General features: G+C 44.9%; 16 protein-coding genes. 14 read left to right on the top strand and 2 right to left on the bottom strand.

Translation table 11 applies throughout. The annotated features are described in order from the left end of the window. Positions 1-81 precede the first annotated feature (81 nt). From ACMXYT_RS01405 to ACMXYT_RS01365, 9 genes are read left to right on the top strand one after another with little or no spacing between them, the layout of a single operon-like run. On the top strand, positions 82-2,139 hold the full coding sequence (locus ACMXYT_RS01405; RefSeq protein ID WP_415899889.1) for an EAL domain-containing protein: 2,058 nt from the start codon (positions 82-84) through the stop codon (positions 2,137-2,139). A gap of 9 nt (positions 2,140-2,148) precedes the next feature. Further along, positions 2,149-2,877, top strand: a complete 729-nt coding sequence (locus ACMXYT_RS01400) for a 16S rRNA (uracil(1498)-N(3))-methyltransferase (protein ID WP_415899887.1) — start codon at positions 2,149-2,151, stop codon at positions 2,875-2,877. Between the two features lie 50 nt (positions 2,878-2,927). Further along, positions 2,928-3,881, top strand: coding sequence for a glutathione synthase (gene gshB, locus ACMXYT_RS01395; protein ID WP_415899886.1), 954 nt, complete (start codon positions 2,928-2,930; stop codon positions 3,879-3,881). A 30-nt stretch (positions 3,882-3,911) separates the two neighbouring features. Further along, the gene (locus tag ACMXYT_RS01390; protein ID WP_415899885.1) at positions 3,912-4,844 is read left to right on the top strand and encodes a TonB family protein; all 933 of its coding nucleotides are present in this window, start codon (positions 3,912-3,914) and stop codon (positions 4,842-4,844) included. A gap of 37 nt (positions 4,845-4,881) precedes the next feature. Continuing rightward, on the top strand, positions 4,882-5,454 hold the full coding sequence (locus tag ACMXYT_RS01385) for a YqgE/AlgH family protein (RefSeq protein ID WP_415899884.1): 573 nt from the start codon (positions 4,882-4,884) through the stop codon (positions 5,452-5,454). 51 nt (positions 5,455-5,505) lie between these two features. Further along, entirely contained in the window at positions 5,506-5,982 is a 477-nt protein-coding gene (gene ruvX / locus ACMXYT_RS01380; RefSeq protein ID WP_415899883.1) for a Holliday junction resolvase RuvX, read from the top strand. Continuing rightward, entirely contained in the window at positions 5,963-6,478 is a 516-nt protein-coding gene (pyrR, locus tag ACMXYT_RS01375) for a bifunctional pyr operon transcriptional regulator/uracil phosphoribosyltransferase PyrR (RefSeq protein WP_415904961.1), read from the top strand. Before ruvX ends, pyrR begins: the two co-directional genes overlap by 20 nt. A 9-nt stretch (positions 6,479-6,487) precedes the next feature. Further along, positions 6,488-7,492 carry an aspartate carbamoyltransferase catalytic subunit gene (locus ACMXYT_RS01370; protein WP_415899881.1) on the top strand — a complete coding sequence of 335 codons (1,005 nt, stop codon included), beginning with the start codon at positions 6,488-6,490 and terminating at the stop codon, positions 7,490-7,492. Positions 7,493-7,497: 5 nt separating this feature from the next. After that, positions 7,498-8,772 (top strand): dihydroorotase, encoded by a 1,275-nt coding sequence (locus tag ACMXYT_RS01365; protein ID WP_415899880.1) that lies wholly within the window; start codon positions 7,498-7,500, stop codon positions 8,770-8,772. 75 nt (positions 8,773-8,847) lie between these two features. Here ACMXYT_RS01365 and ACMXYT_RS01360 read toward each other — a convergent pair whose 3' ends face one another. Then, the gene (locus ACMXYT_RS01360) at positions 8,848-10,014 is read right to left on the bottom strand and encodes a PilT/PilU family type 4a pilus ATPase (RefSeq protein WP_415886689.1); all 1,167 of its coding nucleotides are present in this window, start codon (positions 10,012-10,014) and stop codon (positions 8,848-8,850) included. Positions 10,015-10,036: 22 nt separating this feature from the next. Continuing rightward, a complete protein-coding gene (locus ACMXYT_RS01355; protein ID WP_415899879.1) occupies positions 10,037-11,071 on the bottom strand; it encodes a type IV pilus twitching motility protein PilT in 1,035 nt (344 codons plus the stop codon). A 91-nt stretch (positions 11,072-11,162) separates the two neighbouring features. Between ACMXYT_RS01355 and ACMXYT_RS01350 the strand changes: the two genes are divergently transcribed. The 5 genes from ACMXYT_RS01350 (at position 11,163) to metW (ending at position 15,404) form a co-directional block, all read left to right on the top strand. Further along, positions 11,163-11,858, top strand: a complete 696-nt coding sequence (locus ACMXYT_RS01350; protein WP_415899878.1) for a YggS family pyridoxal phosphate-dependent enzyme — start codon at positions 11,163-11,165, stop codon at positions 11,856-11,858. 18 nt (positions 11,859-11,876) lie between these two features. After that, entirely contained in the window at positions 11,877-12,704 is an 828-nt protein-coding gene (gene proC, locus ACMXYT_RS01345; protein WP_415899877.1) for a pyrroline-5-carboxylate reductase, read from the top strand. Between the two features lie 98 nt (positions 12,705-12,802). Then, positions 12,803-13,348: a YggT family protein gene (locus tag ACMXYT_RS01340; RefSeq protein WP_415899876.1), complete on the top strand. Its 546-nt coding sequence runs from the start codon at positions 12,803-12,805 to the stop codon at positions 13,346-13,348. A 296-nt stretch (positions 13,349-13,644) separates the two neighbouring features. Then, the gene (gene metX / locus ACMXYT_RS01335) at positions 13,645-14,814 is read left to right on the top strand and encodes a homoserine O-succinyltransferase MetX (protein ID WP_415899875.1); all 1,170 of its coding nucleotides are present in this window, start codon (positions 13,645-13,647) and stop codon (positions 14,812-14,814) included. Beyond that, positions 14,814-15,404, top strand: coding sequence for a methionine biosynthesis protein MetW (gene metW / locus ACMXYT_RS01330; RefSeq protein WP_415893171.1), 591 nt, complete (start codon positions 14,814-14,816; stop codon positions 15,402-15,404). Before metX ends, metW begins: the two co-directional genes overlap by 1 nt. Positions 15,405-15,409: the final 5 nt, after the last annotated feature.

Below are 15,409 nucleotides of genomic sequence, written 5' to 3'. Positions count from 1 at the left end.
TTGAAATTAATGCAACTTAGTAATTTTAGCATCCGGCAAAAGCTGATTGGACTCGTCATCATACTCGCGCTGGGTATACTGATGACTTCCAGTCTTGCCTTTTACTTTTCATACCAAGACACCTTGGCCGGAAAGAAAGATCAGATTCGCAGTGTTGTTCAAGCCTCTGCCAGTCAGGTTCTCCAGCTTCGCGCGCTAAAAAAGTCCCAACAGATATCTGAAACAGAATATTTACAGCGACTTCGTTCGCTAATCTATGGCACAAACTATTCAGATGGAAGCTATATCTTTTTAATGACCGACGAAGCACGTGTTTACCTTCATCCCAAACGACCTGAGCTTGAAGGGCTTTTAATCAATGAAGTACCCAACATAAAAAATGGCAAAGCCATTGCTGCCAGCTTCAAGCAAATTTTGGAAAACCCTGAAAAATCTCAATTCTGGAAACTCTACCTACCGAAACCAGACGGTGGCCCCTCCCTCGAAAAGCTTACTTACGCGCAGCTAATCCCTGATAGCGATCTGATTATCGGTACAGGCGTGTACCTTGATGATCTCATTCCGGTATATATCAATCGCGCCCTTAGCTATATCACGATCACCCTGGCTGTACTATTTGCATCATTCGCTACAGCAGTTCTGATATCAAGAAATATCGTTCAACCGATCATCATTCTTTCTGGTCAAATGAAACGCCTCTCCTCGGGCGATATTGATCAGGAGATACGCTTTACCCATCATAAAGATGAAATCGGACAAATAGCTCAGTCATTAGAAGAGTTTCGTGACCATTTAATTGAAAACAAGCGCTTACGCTATATGCAGGAACATGTTCAGTTTCTCGAGAACTTTGACCCTGTAACACGCCTCTATAATCGGCGAGCGATTGGTGAAGCCCTTGAACGAGAGATCATTCGTAATTTTGAAAGCCAAGAACAGGTTTCATTTTTATTTATCCGCTTAGATCTACTAAGAAACTTAACCATAGAATTAGGCGACGAGCAGCGCGACCAAATTCTGATTGAGACAGCTAATCGTTTAAGGCAAATGCTCTCAATCAACCATCGTTTAGCACGAATTGGCGAGGGCTGCTTTGGTCTGATGCTTATTAACAAACCAGCGCACATCAACCTTGAAGATGTAGCCGATTCGATTCTTAATACCATAGAAAAGCCAATCCAATTGGATAATCTACAGATTCAAATTGGGGCACGCATTGGCATAGCCTCCTATCCAGAGGATGGCGATCAACAGTTTGAATTGATAGGCCGCTCAGAAATCGCCGCTAAAACGGCCCGCAAACGAGAGCAAGGCTGGCTCTACTTCAGCCAGATTAAAGGACAAACAACAGAACAAAAAATCGCTCTGTGGCAAGATCTATCAACTGCAATGGACCAAGACCAATTTTATTTGGTATTCCAGCCGTTGTTTGATCTAGAAAGTAATGCTCCGCTGTCAGCTGAAACCTTATTACGCTGGACACATCCCACACTAGGCCCTATATCACCAGCAGTTTTTGTTCCTCTGGCGGAGCAAAGCGGCTTGATTTCACGCCTTGATCACTGGGTACTCAATGCCGTAGCCAAGCAATGCCGTAATTGGTTAGACAAAGACATTGCCTTTCCTCGCGTTGCCATCAACCTATCTGGCATCAGTTTTCTGCGAAACGATTTCGAGCTAAAACTACAAAGCATTTTTTCTCAATACAATGTATCGCTTGAACATATAGAGCTTGAACTTACCGAGGGTGTATTGATCGAAGATCTAGGCCGCATTCAGGAGAAACTAAAACGCGTACGTGATCTCGGTGTCAGCATTTCTATAGATGATTTCGGTACCGGTTACTCTTCGCTTAGCCGTATCAAAAACCTTCCTGTCGATCATATTAAAATTGACAAGTCGTTTATCGACGATATCGATACCAACCCACAGGATCTAAAAATAGTTCAGGCGATTATTCTAATGGCCCAAGGTTTACAACTACACGTTGTAGCAGAGGGTGTAGAAACTGAACGCCAGCTATCTATTCTCCGCGAAGAACAATGTGATGTTGTCCAAGGCTACTTGTTAAGCCGCCCTCTCGCCGTGGCAGACTATGAAGCACTGATAGATGAAGACCTAATCATTGAAGGCGACTGAACCTTAATTATGAGAATACCCCGTTTTTTTGAATCGCAGCCCTTGCAAACTGGCGCAGATATATCTTTAAGTGATTCTGTCGTTCAACACGTCAGTCGCTCTTTGAGAATGCGACCTCAGGATCAGATCATTCTGTTCAATGGTGATGGCTCTGAATATAAGGCAGAGTTAATCAACATTGAAAAACGCAGCGTGACGGCTCACATCATTGAAAGCACACTCTCATCCACTGAAAGCCCTTTACCTATTACTATTGGTCAAACGCTTTCTCGAGGGGAGAGAATGGATTATGCCATACAGAAAAGTACTGAAATGGGCGTAAAATCGATTACGCCTCTTTTTTCTGAACGCTGTGAAGTCAAACTACCCAAAGATCGCCAAGAAAAACGCGTGAAGCATTGGCATCAAATTGCCATTAGTGCGTGTGAACAATCGGGCCGTACTGTACCTCCGGAAATAGCATACCCAACCGATCTGGAAAAATGGCTAGCTGCCCAAGATGCAGAACTTAAACTTGTTCTACATCATCACAGCGAAAAGCCTTTGCAAGAGATGTCAGCTCCACGTTCTGTTGCATTGCTAATTGGACCGGAAGGCGGCCTTACCAGCGATGAAGTTGAACTTGCAACTCGATATGGGTTCAAACCTCTGACACTTGGACCACGCGTTATGCGCACAGAAACAGCTCCCGTAGCCGCATTAACATTACTCAATTATCTATGGGGCGACCTTGCTTAGGCATAAATTATGCTCTGTGCGCTTAAATGGTAAAGATTAAGGATCAAAAAATGACAATTAAGCTCGGCATTGTGATGGACCCTATTGATAACATCACATTCAAAAAAGACAGTTCACTCGCCATGCTATGGGCAGCCCAGCAGAAAGGCTGGGAGCTATGGTATATGGAGCAGCAGCATCTATTCTCACTAGACGGTAAAGCTCAAGCTAAGATGGCTCCTATTGAAGTAATGATGGACGAGCAAAAATGGTTTGAACGCGGCGAATACGAGACCCGTGACCTGTCCGATCTTAACGTGATTTTGATGCGTAAAGATCCACCATTCGATAACGAATTTATCTACACAACCTATCTATTGGAGCAGGCTGAAAAAGAAGGCTCTTTGATTGTTAACAAGCCCCAAAGCCTTCGCGATTTTAATGAGAAGCTGTTCGCGACTCATTTTCCACAATGCTGTCCTCCGGTATTGGTGAGCAAGCATGAATCAATGCTGCGCGAATTCCACAAAGAGCATGGTGACGTCATCTTTAAACCACTCGATGGCATGGGCGGTTCACAAATATTCCGTATCAAAGAAGATGGCCTAAATCTAGGCGTGATTATTGAAACACTTACAAATCACGGCCAACAAACCATCATGGCTCAAAAGTTTATTCCTGAAATCGTAGATGGCGATAAACGCATTTTATTAGTGGATGGTGAACCAGTGCCTTATGGCCTAGCTCGAATCCCGGCAAAAGGGGAAACTCGAGGTAACTTGGCCGCAGGCGGCCGAGGAGAAGGACGCGAACTCACCGAACGAGATTATTGGATCTGCAAACAGATTGCTCCTACCCTAAAAGAAAAAGGGTTATTATTTGTTGGTCTGGATGTCATTGGTGACTATCTCACCGAAATTAATGTAACCAGTCCAACCTGCATTCGCGAATTGAATAATCAGTACGGTCTGGATATTGGAATGCAGCTGATGGACGCAATCGAACAAAAATTGGCAAAGCAATAAAGAGATGCTGCTAACAAAGGACCCAACCAAGTGAGCACCGCTGTAGCTCAAACAGTAACCGCGGTTGAACGTTTCGGTTTTACGTTATTTTTCGCCACTGCACTACATGCAGTGGCGATTTTGGGGATCACGTTCACATTCAATAACGAACGCCCGCCCCAAAAAACAATTGAGATAACCTTAGCCCAATACCAGCAAGAAGCAGCCCCAAAGCAGGCCGATTTTATTGCTCAAGCTAACCAAGAAGGCAGCGGTACAAGCAAAGATAAACTGTTGCCATCCACTCCTCAAAAAGCAGAATTCAGGGATAACAAACCGAAGCAAGCTACTGCTATAGCGCAGGCGGTTGAACTAACCCCTCCAAAACCTGAACCAAGTGCCGTAGCGGTTAATGCGAAGACAAAAGCAGACAACAGCTCTACACAAAAAGCGAAACAAAAGGTGATCACGGTTACACAAAGCACAAAAAAGGTGTCCACAATAACTGCTAAGCAACAACAGGAAGCACCATCCGGCGGCTCACCCGGCACCTCTTTACTTGCGAGAAGCCTTGAGATGGCCAGCTTACAAGCGGAGATTGATGCCCATCGTGAACTGAGAGCCAAGCAACCTCGCATCAAACGCTTGACGTCAGCCTCAACCAAAAAGCGCGAAGACGCTCTCTATCTTCACAACTGGCGTAAGAAAATTGAAAACATCGGCAATCTTAACTATCCAGAAGAAGCTAGAAGAAACAAAATGTACGGCAGTTTACGCCTACTGGTTTCAATCAAGCCCGATGGTTCTGTAAAAACTATTGAGATCTTAGAATCATCTGGGAAACCAATACTAGATGACGCAGCCATTCAAATTGTTAGGCTTGCAGCGCCCTTCCAACCCTTCCCTGTAGAGATGAGAAAAAGTACAGATATCCTTGAAATAATTCGTACTTGGAAATTTGAGAAACGCGCCTATTTGGACTAATTCTTAAATAACGTAGATAAAAAATGGGCCAGTAATTATGACCTCATCGAGCTGTTCGTTACGCAACCATTTTCTTATATCCATGCCTCATCTAAACGACCAGAGCTTTACCCAAACAGTCACCTATATTTGTGACCATAGCGATTATGGCGCTATGGGCATTGTTATAAATCGCCCTGTAGGCATTACACTGGTTGAACTATGTGATCACCTTAATCTCCCTTGTTCTTCTGTCGCAAATCAGCAACAAGCTATTTTTAGTGGCGGCCCCGTCAGAAGTGATCGAGGCTATGTTCTTCACAAAGCATCCGACCCTTTCGAATGGAGTAACAGCCACTGTGTGGCAGATGATATTTACCTCACCACCTCTATTGATGCTATAGAAGCCGCGGCAGAAGGGCGTTTTGAGCACAATTACCTTGTCGCACTAGGCTGCGCTGGCTGGAGCCCAGGGCAGCTAGAACAGGAGATGAGCGACAATGTGTGGTTAAGCTGTCCGGCAAATTCAGATATACTCTTCAGCACTCCGGCTGGTGATCGTTTGCAGGCAGCCGCATCAATATTGGGCATTAACCTTGATCTACTAACCGCCCTACCCGGACACGCCTGATATAGACGTCAGGCATTATGTCCAATTGGGATATAAGGCTCTGACACAGGCATGAGTAATCAGATCAATCAAGTTGTGGCATTTGATTTTGGAACCTCCCGTATTGGGGTTGCAACGGGTCAAAGCATTACCGGAACAGCCACACCACTCCCCCCTTTTTCTGCACGCGATGGACAACCTAATTGGGATGATATATCCAAGTTAATGGAAGAATGGAAACCTGATGCTTTGGTTGTGGGCATACCGCTTAACTTTGACGGTACTATCAGCGATATGGCCCATAGAGCAAGGAAGTTTGCCAACCGATTGCATGAACGGTATAAAACGCCCTGTTTCTTAATGGACGAACGTTTATCAACGGCCGAAGCCAAAGAGATTCATTTTGCTGCGGGCGGCAGTGATAATTTTAAGAAAGAGTCAGTCGATGGCCTTGCGGCTCAGTTGATCTTAGAAAGCTGGTTAAATTGCGACATCAGAATTCCTAGCCATACCCGATTGGAGGAAGTTTATGACAACAAACGTACTTAATGCTGAAGCCCTGCTGGAAAAAATGCAGCAGGAGTTACAAGCATTACTGTCCAAAAATGATAAACCTGATCCACTGATGATCGGTATTCATACGGGTGGGGTATGGTTAGCAGAGCGCCTACACCAAGGATTAGAATTAGAAAGCCCTTTAGGTGTTCTAGATATTTCTTTTCATCGAGATGACTTTGAAACCAGCGGTTTAAACCCTAAAGTTCAACCTTCCAAGCTACCCTGCACAACAGAAGGACGCCATGTCATTCTTGTAGACGACGTCATCATGAGTGGACGAACGATTCGTGCTGCCATGAATGAACTGTTTGACTATGGCCGCCCAGCATCCATAACACTTGCGACACTGCTTGACCTGCAGCAACGTGAGTTACCTATACAAGCAGATATAATTGGCGGCACACTAGCTATAAGTGCCGACGAAACTGTAAAACTTACAGGTCCTGAGCCACTGGCTTTGGAAATCCGTAATCGTTCTGACGACTGAGTATTTATCATGTTTGAACAAAATGATCCGAATCAGATTCAACTCACAGATGAAGGCGAACTGAAGCACTTTATTACCACCGAAGGGCTATCTCGTGAGTTGCTAACTGAAATTTTAGATACTGCAGACTCTTTTGTAGACATGAGCGCTAAACAGGTAAAGAAGGTTCCTCTGTTAAGAGGAAAAACCGTCGTAAACCTATTTTTTGAAGCAAGTACCCGTACCCTGTCAACATTTGAGCTAGCAGCCAAACGTCTTTCAGCGGATGTCTTGAACCTAAATATCAGTACGTCATCCACCTCTAAAGGCGAGACGCTAAAAGACACGCTCATGACACTTCATGCCATGCATTCGGATATGTTTGTTGTTCGTCATTCGAGCAGTGGTGCAGCTCACTTTATTGCAGAGCACGTTACCCCAGATGTAGCCGTTATCAACGCTGGGGACGGTCGTCACGCTCACCCAACTCAAGCAATGCTGGACATGCTTACAATCCGTCAGGCTAAAGGTGATTTTGCGCCATTAACGGTGGCGATTGTTGGTGATATTTTACATTCGCGTGTTGCTCGCTCTCAGATCCACGCTTTACGTACGCTAGGTGTAAATGAGATTCGTGTTATTGCACCCAATACACTGCTGCCTCGCAATATTGAAGCTTTAGGCGTGAAGGTATTCACCAATATGCAAGAAGGCATCAAAGACGTTGATGTGGTGATGATGCTGCGCCTTCAGAAAGAGCGTATGAACAGTGCACTTCTGCCGAGTGAAAGCGAATTTTACAAGCTATACGGTCTTACTATGGACAAACTGCAGCTAGCCAAACCTGATGCAGTCGTGATGCACCCTGGCCCGATTAACCGCGGCGTAGAGATAGCCTCATCGGTAGCGGACGGAGACCGCTCCCTTATTTTAGATCAGGTAACAAACGGTATTGCTGTACGAATGGCTGTTATGTCTATGGCCATGAGTGGCCAAGCCAAAAGCCGCCCGAATCAGTTGGAAGCAGGAGAGTAACGACCATGAACATTCTTATTCAAGGCGGTCGTATCATTGACCCTGCAAACCAAACTGACAGAGTTGCTGATCTGTACTTAGTCGATGGTAAAATTGTTGCTTACGATTCTGCTCCAGAAGGCTTCGAAGCAGAGCAAACTATTAATGCTGAAAATCAGATTGTTTGCCCCGGCTTTATCGACCTATGCGCCCATGCTCGTGAACCGGGCCCAGCACAGAAAGGCTCGATAAAAACAGAAGCAGCCGCAGCCGTTGCAGGTGGTGTAACCACAATAGTGACACCACCTTCAACTAACCCTGTCATCGATACGCGTGCAGTTGCCCAACTCATTCAGGATCGCTGTGAAGAAGAAGGTAAAATGCAAATTTTACCTATGGGCGCGCTTACTAAAGGCCTTCAAGGCGAGCAGCTTGCGCCAATGGCAGCGTTGTCAGCAGCAGGCTGCATCGCATTTACCAACACTCGTAATCCGGTAGCCGATTCTTTAACCCTAACTCGCTGCCTAGAATATGCTGCTACCCATGATCTGCTCGTCATTTTCCAAGCTGAAGATAACGCCTTAGCTAAAGGCGGCTGCATGCATGAAGGTAGCACCTGCACTCGACTTGGCCTTAACGGCATTCCAGAGTCAGCTGAAACCATCGATGTATCTCGAAACTTACTGTTAGTAGAGCAGACGGGCGTGCGCGCGCACTTCGGTCAGCTATCCTGTGAACGCTCTGTACGCATGATTACTGAAGCGCGCGATAGAGGCCTTCCCGTTACTGCAGATGTATCGATCCAGAACCTACTACTGACCGATGAGAACGTGAACGGTTTCAACAATGACTTCCACCTGATCCCGCCTTTGCGTAGTCAACTAGACCGCGCAGGTTTAATACAAGGATTGTTAGGTGGAAGCATCCAGGCGATCTGTTCTGACCACCAGCCTCACGAACGTGCAGCAAAAGAGGCTCCATTTGCAGATACCGAGCCGGGCATGATCGGCTTGGAAACATTGTTGCCTTTAGGCCTATTGCTGGTTGAACAGAACATGCTGGATCTACCTCAACTGATTGAAAAACTAACCGCGGCTCCTGCTGAGATTTTAGGCTTACCTACAGGTAACCTTAATGTTGGCAGTGTTGCGAACATCTGTATTTTTAACCCTGAAACTGAATGGCAGCTCACGCCTGATACATGCCATTCAAGAGGAAAAAATACACCGTTCATGAACTATCCACTAAAAGGCAAAGTGTCCCATACACTGTTCCAAGGCCAAGTGGTTTATACTGCCTAAACGTAAAAAAGCCGCGATATCATATCGCGGCTTTTTCTTTCCAGCATAATTCTTTAAAGCAAAGCAATCCTTAGATTACATCCCTTTAACGTTAGCATCACCTTCGTTATGCAAGTAATCCTCTTCATCCTGTAGATGGAAAGATTGATTATCTTCATCTGGAGCCAATTCAGGATTCGTATCAGCACTCAGCTTAATCATTAGACGAAGATCGTTTGGCGAATCAGCATGGGCTAGTGCCACATCGTAAGTAATCACCCCGTCTTTGTAGAGATTAAACAAAGATTGGTCGAACGTCTGCATCCCTAAGTTAGTTGATTTTTTAACCACATCTTTAATCTCATGAACTTCACCTTTACGGATCAAATCCTGAATTAATGGCGTGTTAATCAATACTTCGATCGCTGCACGACGTCCCTTACCATCTTTCGTAGGTAACAGTTGTTGCGCAATAATCGCTTTAAGGTTTAATGAAAGATCCATCCACAACTGATCATGATGCTCAGGCGGGAAGAAGCTAATTACGCGGTCTAATGCTTGGTTGGCATTATTAGCGTGTAAAGTTGCTAGAGTTAAATGACCTGTTTCGGCAAATACGATACCATGTTGCATCGTTTCCCTAGTACGGATCTCACCCATCAAAATTACATCTGGTGCCTGACGGAGCGTATTTTTTAGTGCTACATCAAACGAGTCGGTATCGATACCTACTTCACGTTGAGTGATGATACTTTGCTTATGTTCGTGAACATACTCAATCGGATCTTCGATAGTAATAATATGACCCCGATGATTGGTATTACGGTAATCAATCATCGATGCTAAAGAGGTTGATTTACCTGTAGAGGTACCACCAACAAATAAGATTAATCCTCGTTTTGTCATAGACAAATCACGTAGGATTGGTGGCAGGTTCAACTCTTCTAAGCTTGGTATATAGTTATTAATCTTCCTTAAGACCATGCCTGCAGAGTTACGCTGAAAGAATGCAGATACACGAAAACGTCCCAAACCTGGCGCACTAATAGCAAAGTTACACTCATGACATCCCTCAAACTCCGCAAGCTGCTTGTCATTCATAGTACTGTAAACAAGAGCTCGAGCCTGTGATGGCTTAAGGGTGTCTTTTGTTAACGGTTTCAAAGTACCGTCAACCTTAATCGTCGGCCTTGCACCTGCCGTTACGAAAAGGTCAGAGGCATCCCTATCCACCATCACCTTTAGTAATTGCGTAAAATCCACGCTGTATATCTCCTAAGCCCAATTAAAACTGTTGTGGGTTTGCTGCACGCTCACGCGCTGTTTCGCGTGTTATAAATCCTTTTTGCATCAATTCTTGCAGAGATTGATCCAAAGTTTTCATACCAAATGATGCACCAGTCTGGATCGCCGAATACATCTGAGCAACTTTGTCCTCTCGGATAAGGTTACGAATAGCTGGGGTACCAATCATAATCTCATGAGCTGCAACCCGGCCGCCTTTCGGCTTTTTCAAAAGTGTCTGCGAGATCACACCCATCAGCGACTCTGAAAGCATGGATCTCACCATATCCTTCTCAGCGGCCGGAAATACGTCAATAACACGGTCAATTGTTTTAGCTGCTGAGGTGGTGTGTAAAGTACCAAATACTAAATGGCCGGTTTCAGCGGCAGTCAGCGCGAGACGGATAGTTTCCAAGTCTCGCATCTCACCGACAAGGATGATATCCGGGTCTTCACGTAGTGCCGAACGAAGTGCATTCGAAAAGCTATGTGTATCCCTATGCACTTCACGCTGGTTTACCAAGCACTTCTTACTTTCATGCACGAATTCAATTGGGTCTTCAATAGTCAAAATATGATCGGCACGCGTGTCATTAATGTAATCGATCATTGCAGCCAATGTTGTACTTTTACCAGAACCTGTAGGACCCGTAACCAGAACTAAGCCACGTGGCTTCTCAGAAAGGTCCTTAAACACCTTACCCATATCGAGATCATCTAACGTTAAAACCTTACTAGGGATAGTTCGGAAAACAGCACCCGCACCGCGATTCTGGTTAAATGCGTTCACACGAAAACGCGCTAAACCAGGCACCTCGAAAGAAAAGTCTGTCTCAAGTACATCTTCATACTCTTTACGTTGTTTATCATTCATAATGTCGTAAATGAGAGTATGAACCTGTTTATGGTCTAAAGAAGGCAGTTTTATGCGACGCACATCACCGTCAACACGAATAATAGGTGGCATCCCTGCTGATATATGCAAATCTGATGCACCTTGTTGTACGGTAAATGATAAAAGTTCGGTAATATCCATAACGTTCCTGTAACCCGGCACTGCGTTGTAAAGTTATAAGGTAGTTCTAGCAGAATCCCCGTTGCAATCCAATTGCTAAGGCCACAAATATATGTCAATCATAGCAAAGAATCTGAAGATGGTTCGATCTGAGGTAGCATCCTCTGCTACCAAAAATGGACGAAATACCTCAGACATCACCCTGTTAGCCGTCAGTAAAACACGCCCTGCAGACGATATTCGTATTGCGTCAAACGAAGGTCAGGTGCATTTTGGTGAAAACTACCTACAGGAAAGTCTAGAGAAGATTAACGAGTTAAAAGAACTAGAGCTAATCTGGCACTTTATTGGTCCCCTGCAATCCAATAAGACTCGCTCTGTCGCCGAAAACTTTGATTGGCTACATACCTTAGACCGCCTAAAGATCGCTAAAAGGCTCTCCGAACAACGTCCGACTGGGCTTAAACCACTGAATGTTTGCATTCAGGTCAATATCAGTAACGAAGAGAGCAAATCGGGCTGTCGACCTGAAGAACTACACACTCTGGTTGAGGAGATTAGTAAACTACCTAACATCTGTGTTCGTGGCCTTATGGCAATCCCTAAAGCGACTGAAGATCCAAAGGAACAACAAGCCGCTTTTGCAAAAATGAAAGCACTACAGCTTGAATTACAGGCCAAACACCCTCAATTAGATACACTATCAATGGGCATGTCTGGAGATATGGATGCTGCTATCGCAGAGGGCTCTACTATTGTCCGCATTGGCACAGCCATTTTTGGCCCTCGGGCACCTAAGTCCGCCTAATTTTTGTAAGGATCTATTGTGAATAATCAACCTATTCTCGCGTTTATCGGTGCTGGCAACATGGCACGCGCTATCATTGGCGGCCTAATCAGCAATGGCTACCCAGCAGAAAAAATCTGGGCCAGCGAACCTGAAGCTGAACGCCTTGCCGATTTAAAAGAACAAGGCCTAAAAACAACGACAGATAACAATGAAGCTGTTCAAGCTGCTGATGTTGTGGTCCTAGCAGTTAAACCTCAGATTTTAAAAACAGTAACGGCATCAATTGCTGATAGCGTACAAAGCTCACAACCACTGATTGTTTCAGTTGCAGCTGGCATTATGACGCCAAGCATCGACAAATGGTTAGGCGGCAATACTGCAATCGTTCGCTGTATGCCTAACACCCCAGCACTGGTACAGACTGGTGCCAGTGGACTGTACGCCAACGCTAAAGTTTCCGCCGAGCAACGCCAACAATCCGAAACTATTCTAGATGCTACAGGCATTACATTGTGGGTAGATGAAGAATCGCAACTTGATGCCGTAACCGCTGTATCAGGCTCAGGCCCGGCATATTATTTCCTTGTCATGGAATCCATGATTGCTGCTGGAGAAAAACTAGGCCTTTCAAAAGAAACTGCCACTCAACTAACGCTACAGACTGCTCTTGGAGCGGCTAAAATGGCGAAAGAGAGTGAGTTTGACCCAGCGGAACTTCGCCGACGAGTGACCTCTCCTAAGGGTACAACTGAGCAAGCGATCAAGCGTTTTATCGATGGCCAACTTCCTGAGCTTTTTGATGATGCAATGAAAGCATGTAATGATCGTTCCGTAGAACTTGCCGAAGAACTAGGCAAAGATTAACAGCAAGGTTCAACATCGCACAGCTACACTCTATACTGCGTGAAAGTTGAACCTAACTATACTTGTTTTACTAACAGATCAACGACATAGGAATTGATATGGCACAGGATCCAATCGTTTTGATAATCCGCATGCTAGGTGAAATGTATGCGTTCATTATTATCTTGCGTTTCCTTTTACAGTTGTCCCATGCCGACTATTACAACCCGATATCTCAAGCGATTGCCAAATTGACAAATGTACCTGTAGTCGCAATTAGCCGCGCTGTACCTCGCATTGGCAAATTTGATGCGTCGGCATTGCTCTATGCAACAGTAGTTAAAATCGCGACACTATTTTTGATCGTGATGGTATCGGGAATGGACATGCCCAACATTGTTCACCTTCTGGTACTGGCGCTTGTGGGTGTTGTTAATGGTATTCTAGAGATCTATTTCTGGGCAGTATTAGGCTCAGTTATTATCAGCTGGGTGGCGCCTGGTAGTTATCATCCTGGCCCACAATTGATTCAACAAGTCACACAGCCTCTATTTAAACTTGTGCAGAAGGTGGTCCCACCTATAGGTGGTTTAGATTTGTCACCTATATTTATTTTCCTTGCGATCACAATCATACAATCCCAGTTAGGCCGATTTGTTTACTAACTGATAAAGCAGAGCGTTTTCGTTCGCTCTGCTCTATTTAATTGTTTGATAGCGAGTTTTTGCATTGATCACTTGGACAAATACGAGCTTGTGACGTAAAAACTCGTTAAAATAGGTTAACTTGATTAACTTGTAAGATCATTTTACTGAGATACCTAAGGTGACAGATTCAACTTTCATTTCTCTTGGTCGCGTACTCATCTTCTATGAGATGTGAAGCTCGACTCCTCTAGCGCATCTAGCGCTCCGTTTCATTGTGTAATTTTAAAATTGCTGTTTTAGAGTCGAGATTAGAAATGCCTGCTGTTATTCCTGAAGATTCCGTTGGAATTGTTACACCTGAAATTATTGAATTTAATGAGCCCTTACAGCTTCAATGCGGCCGCACATTAGATAGATACCACCTTATCATCGAAACCTACGGTGAACTGAATAAAGATCGCTCAAATGCAATCCTGATTTGTCATGCCTTGTCGGGTAACCACCACGTTGCTGGTTATAACAGCATGGACGATAAAAAGCCGGGGTGGTGGGACAGCGCTATAGGCCCAGGTAAAGCGATCGACACCAATAAATTCTTTGTTATCGCGTTAAATAACCTAGGTGGTTGCCATGGTTCCAGCGGTCCTAACCAGATCAATCCTGAAACCGGCAAACCTTATGGCCCTGATTTCCCGATTGTAACGGTCAATGATTGGGTCGAAAGCCAAGCGCGTTTGGCTGACCGCTTCCGTATCGAACAGTTTGCAGCTGTTATTGGTGGAAGCTTAGGTGGAATGCAGGCATTGCAATGGTCGATCAATTATCCTGATCGCCTGCGTCACTGCATGGTTATCGCAGCCGCACCTAAGTTATCAGCGCAGAATATCGCATTTAACGAAGTAGCTCGCCAAGCGATCAGTAAGGATTCTCAGTTCCATAACGGTCACTACTACGAAAAAGATGAAGTACCTAAAGTTGGTCTAATGCTGGCGCGGATGTTAGGTCATATTACTTACCTATCTGACGACGGCATGCGCAGCAAGTTTGGCCGCGAGCTTCGTTCTGGGCAGATTAGCTACGATTTCACACCTCAGTTTGAAATCGAGTCTTACCTTCGCTATCAGGGCGAGCGTTTCTCGACAGCATTTGACGCTAATACATACTTGTTAATGACTAAAGCGCTGGATTACTTCGATCCAACAGTGGATAGCGGAAAAAGTCTTCCAGAAGTACTAGCACAAGCAAAAGCAAAGTTTATGGTGATCTCATTCACTACAGATTGGCGCTTCTCACCAGAGCGCTCTCGCGAGATTGTGGATGCGCTAGTAGAAGCTAATAAACAAGTAAGCTATGCAGAAATTGAAGCAGCTCAGGGCCATGACGCGTTCCTAATCCCTATTCCTCGTTACCTAGACATCTTCTCTGCTTATATGGAGCGAGTTGAACAGGATACTGTGGCATTAAAAGCAGAGGAGAAAAGCTAATGCGCGCTGATTTAGAACTAATCAAAGACTGGGTTGAACCTGGCAAGCGCGTGCTTGACCTTTGTTGTGGTGATGGCGAGTTACTGCACTATCTGCAAACAGAGAAGAACGCGACCGGCTACGGTTTAGAAATTGGCCAAGACAATATTACTGATTGCGTTCGCAAAGGGGTCAACGTAATAGAGAAAGATATTGAGGAAGGCCTAGCTTCGATCAAAGACAACACCTTTGATACCGTGATCATGACGCAGGCTATCCAAATCATGATGCGTCCGGATCAAATCGTTGATGAAATGCTGCGTATAGGCAAAGAGTGTATCGTCACCTTCCCTAATTTCGGGCACTGGCGCGCACGTGGATATTTGGCATTCAGAGGTAAAATGCCAGTATCCAAGTTCCTACCCTATACTTGGTATAACACACCCAACACACACTTCTGTACGTTTAATGATTTTGAACAACTCTGTGTTGAACGCAATATCTACATTATGGATCGTACAGTTGTGGATAACGAACACCAACACCGGTGGTGGATCCATCTCTGGCCTAACATGCTGGGTGAAATTGCCATCTACCGGATTACAAAATAAGTGAG

The organism is Neptuniibacter sp. QD37_11 (assembly GCF_047778105.1).
Lineage (GTDB): Bacteria > Pseudomonadota > Gammaproteobacteria > Pseudomonadales > Balneatricaceae > Neptuniibacter.
Note: the sequence above shows the minus strand (reverse complement) of the source record. Positions and strands in the feature narration are given on the sequence as shown.

Coding starts and splice junctions, on each gene's coding strand:
- ACMXYT_RS01405 (WP_415899889.1), top strand. CDS start 82: ATGACTTCCAGTCTTGCCTTTTACTTTTCATACCAAGACACCTTGGCC.
- ACMXYT_RS01400 (WP_415899887.1), top strand. CDS start 2,149: ATGAGAATACCCCGTTTTTTTGAATCGCAGCCCTTGCAAACTGGCGCA.
- gshB (WP_415899886.1), top strand. CDS start 2,928: ATGACAATTAAGCTCGGCATTGTGATGGACCCTATTGATAACATCACA.
- ACMXYT_RS01385 (WP_415899884.1), top strand. CDS start 4,882: ATGACCTCATCGAGCTGTTCGTTACGCAACCATTTTCTTATATCCATG.
- ruvX (WP_415899883.1), top strand. CDS start 5,506: ATGAGTAATCAGATCAATCAAGTTGTGGCATTTGATTTTGGAACCTCC.
- pyrR (WP_415904961.1), top strand. CDS start 5,963: ATGACAACAAACGTACTTAATGCTGAAGCCCTGCTGGAAAAAATGCAG.
- ACMXYT_RS01370 (WP_415899881.1), top strand. CDS start 6,488: ATGTTTGAACAAAATGATCCGAATCAGATTCAACTCACAGATGAAGGC.
- ACMXYT_RS01365 (WP_415899880.1), top strand. CDS start 7,498: ATGAACATTCTTATTCAAGGCGGTCGTATCATTGACCCTGCAAACCAA.
- ACMXYT_RS01355 (WP_415899879.1), bottom strand. CDS start 11,071: ATGGATATTACCGAACTTTTATCATTTACCGTACAACAAGGTGCATCA.
- ACMXYT_RS01350 (WP_415899878.1), top strand. CDS start 11,163: ATGTCAATCATAGCAAAGAATCTGAAGATGGTTCGATCTGAGGTAGCA.
- ACMXYT_RS01340 (WP_415899876.1), top strand. CDS start 12,803: ATGGCACAGGATCCAATCGTTTTGATAATCCGCATGCTAGGTGAAATG.
- metX (WP_415899875.1), top strand. CDS start 13,645: ATGCCTGCTGTTATTCCTGAAGATTCCGTTGGAATTGTTACACCTGAA.
- metW (WP_415893171.1), top strand. CDS start 14,814: ATGCGCGCTGATTTAGAACTAATCAAAGACTGGGTTGAACCTGGCAAG.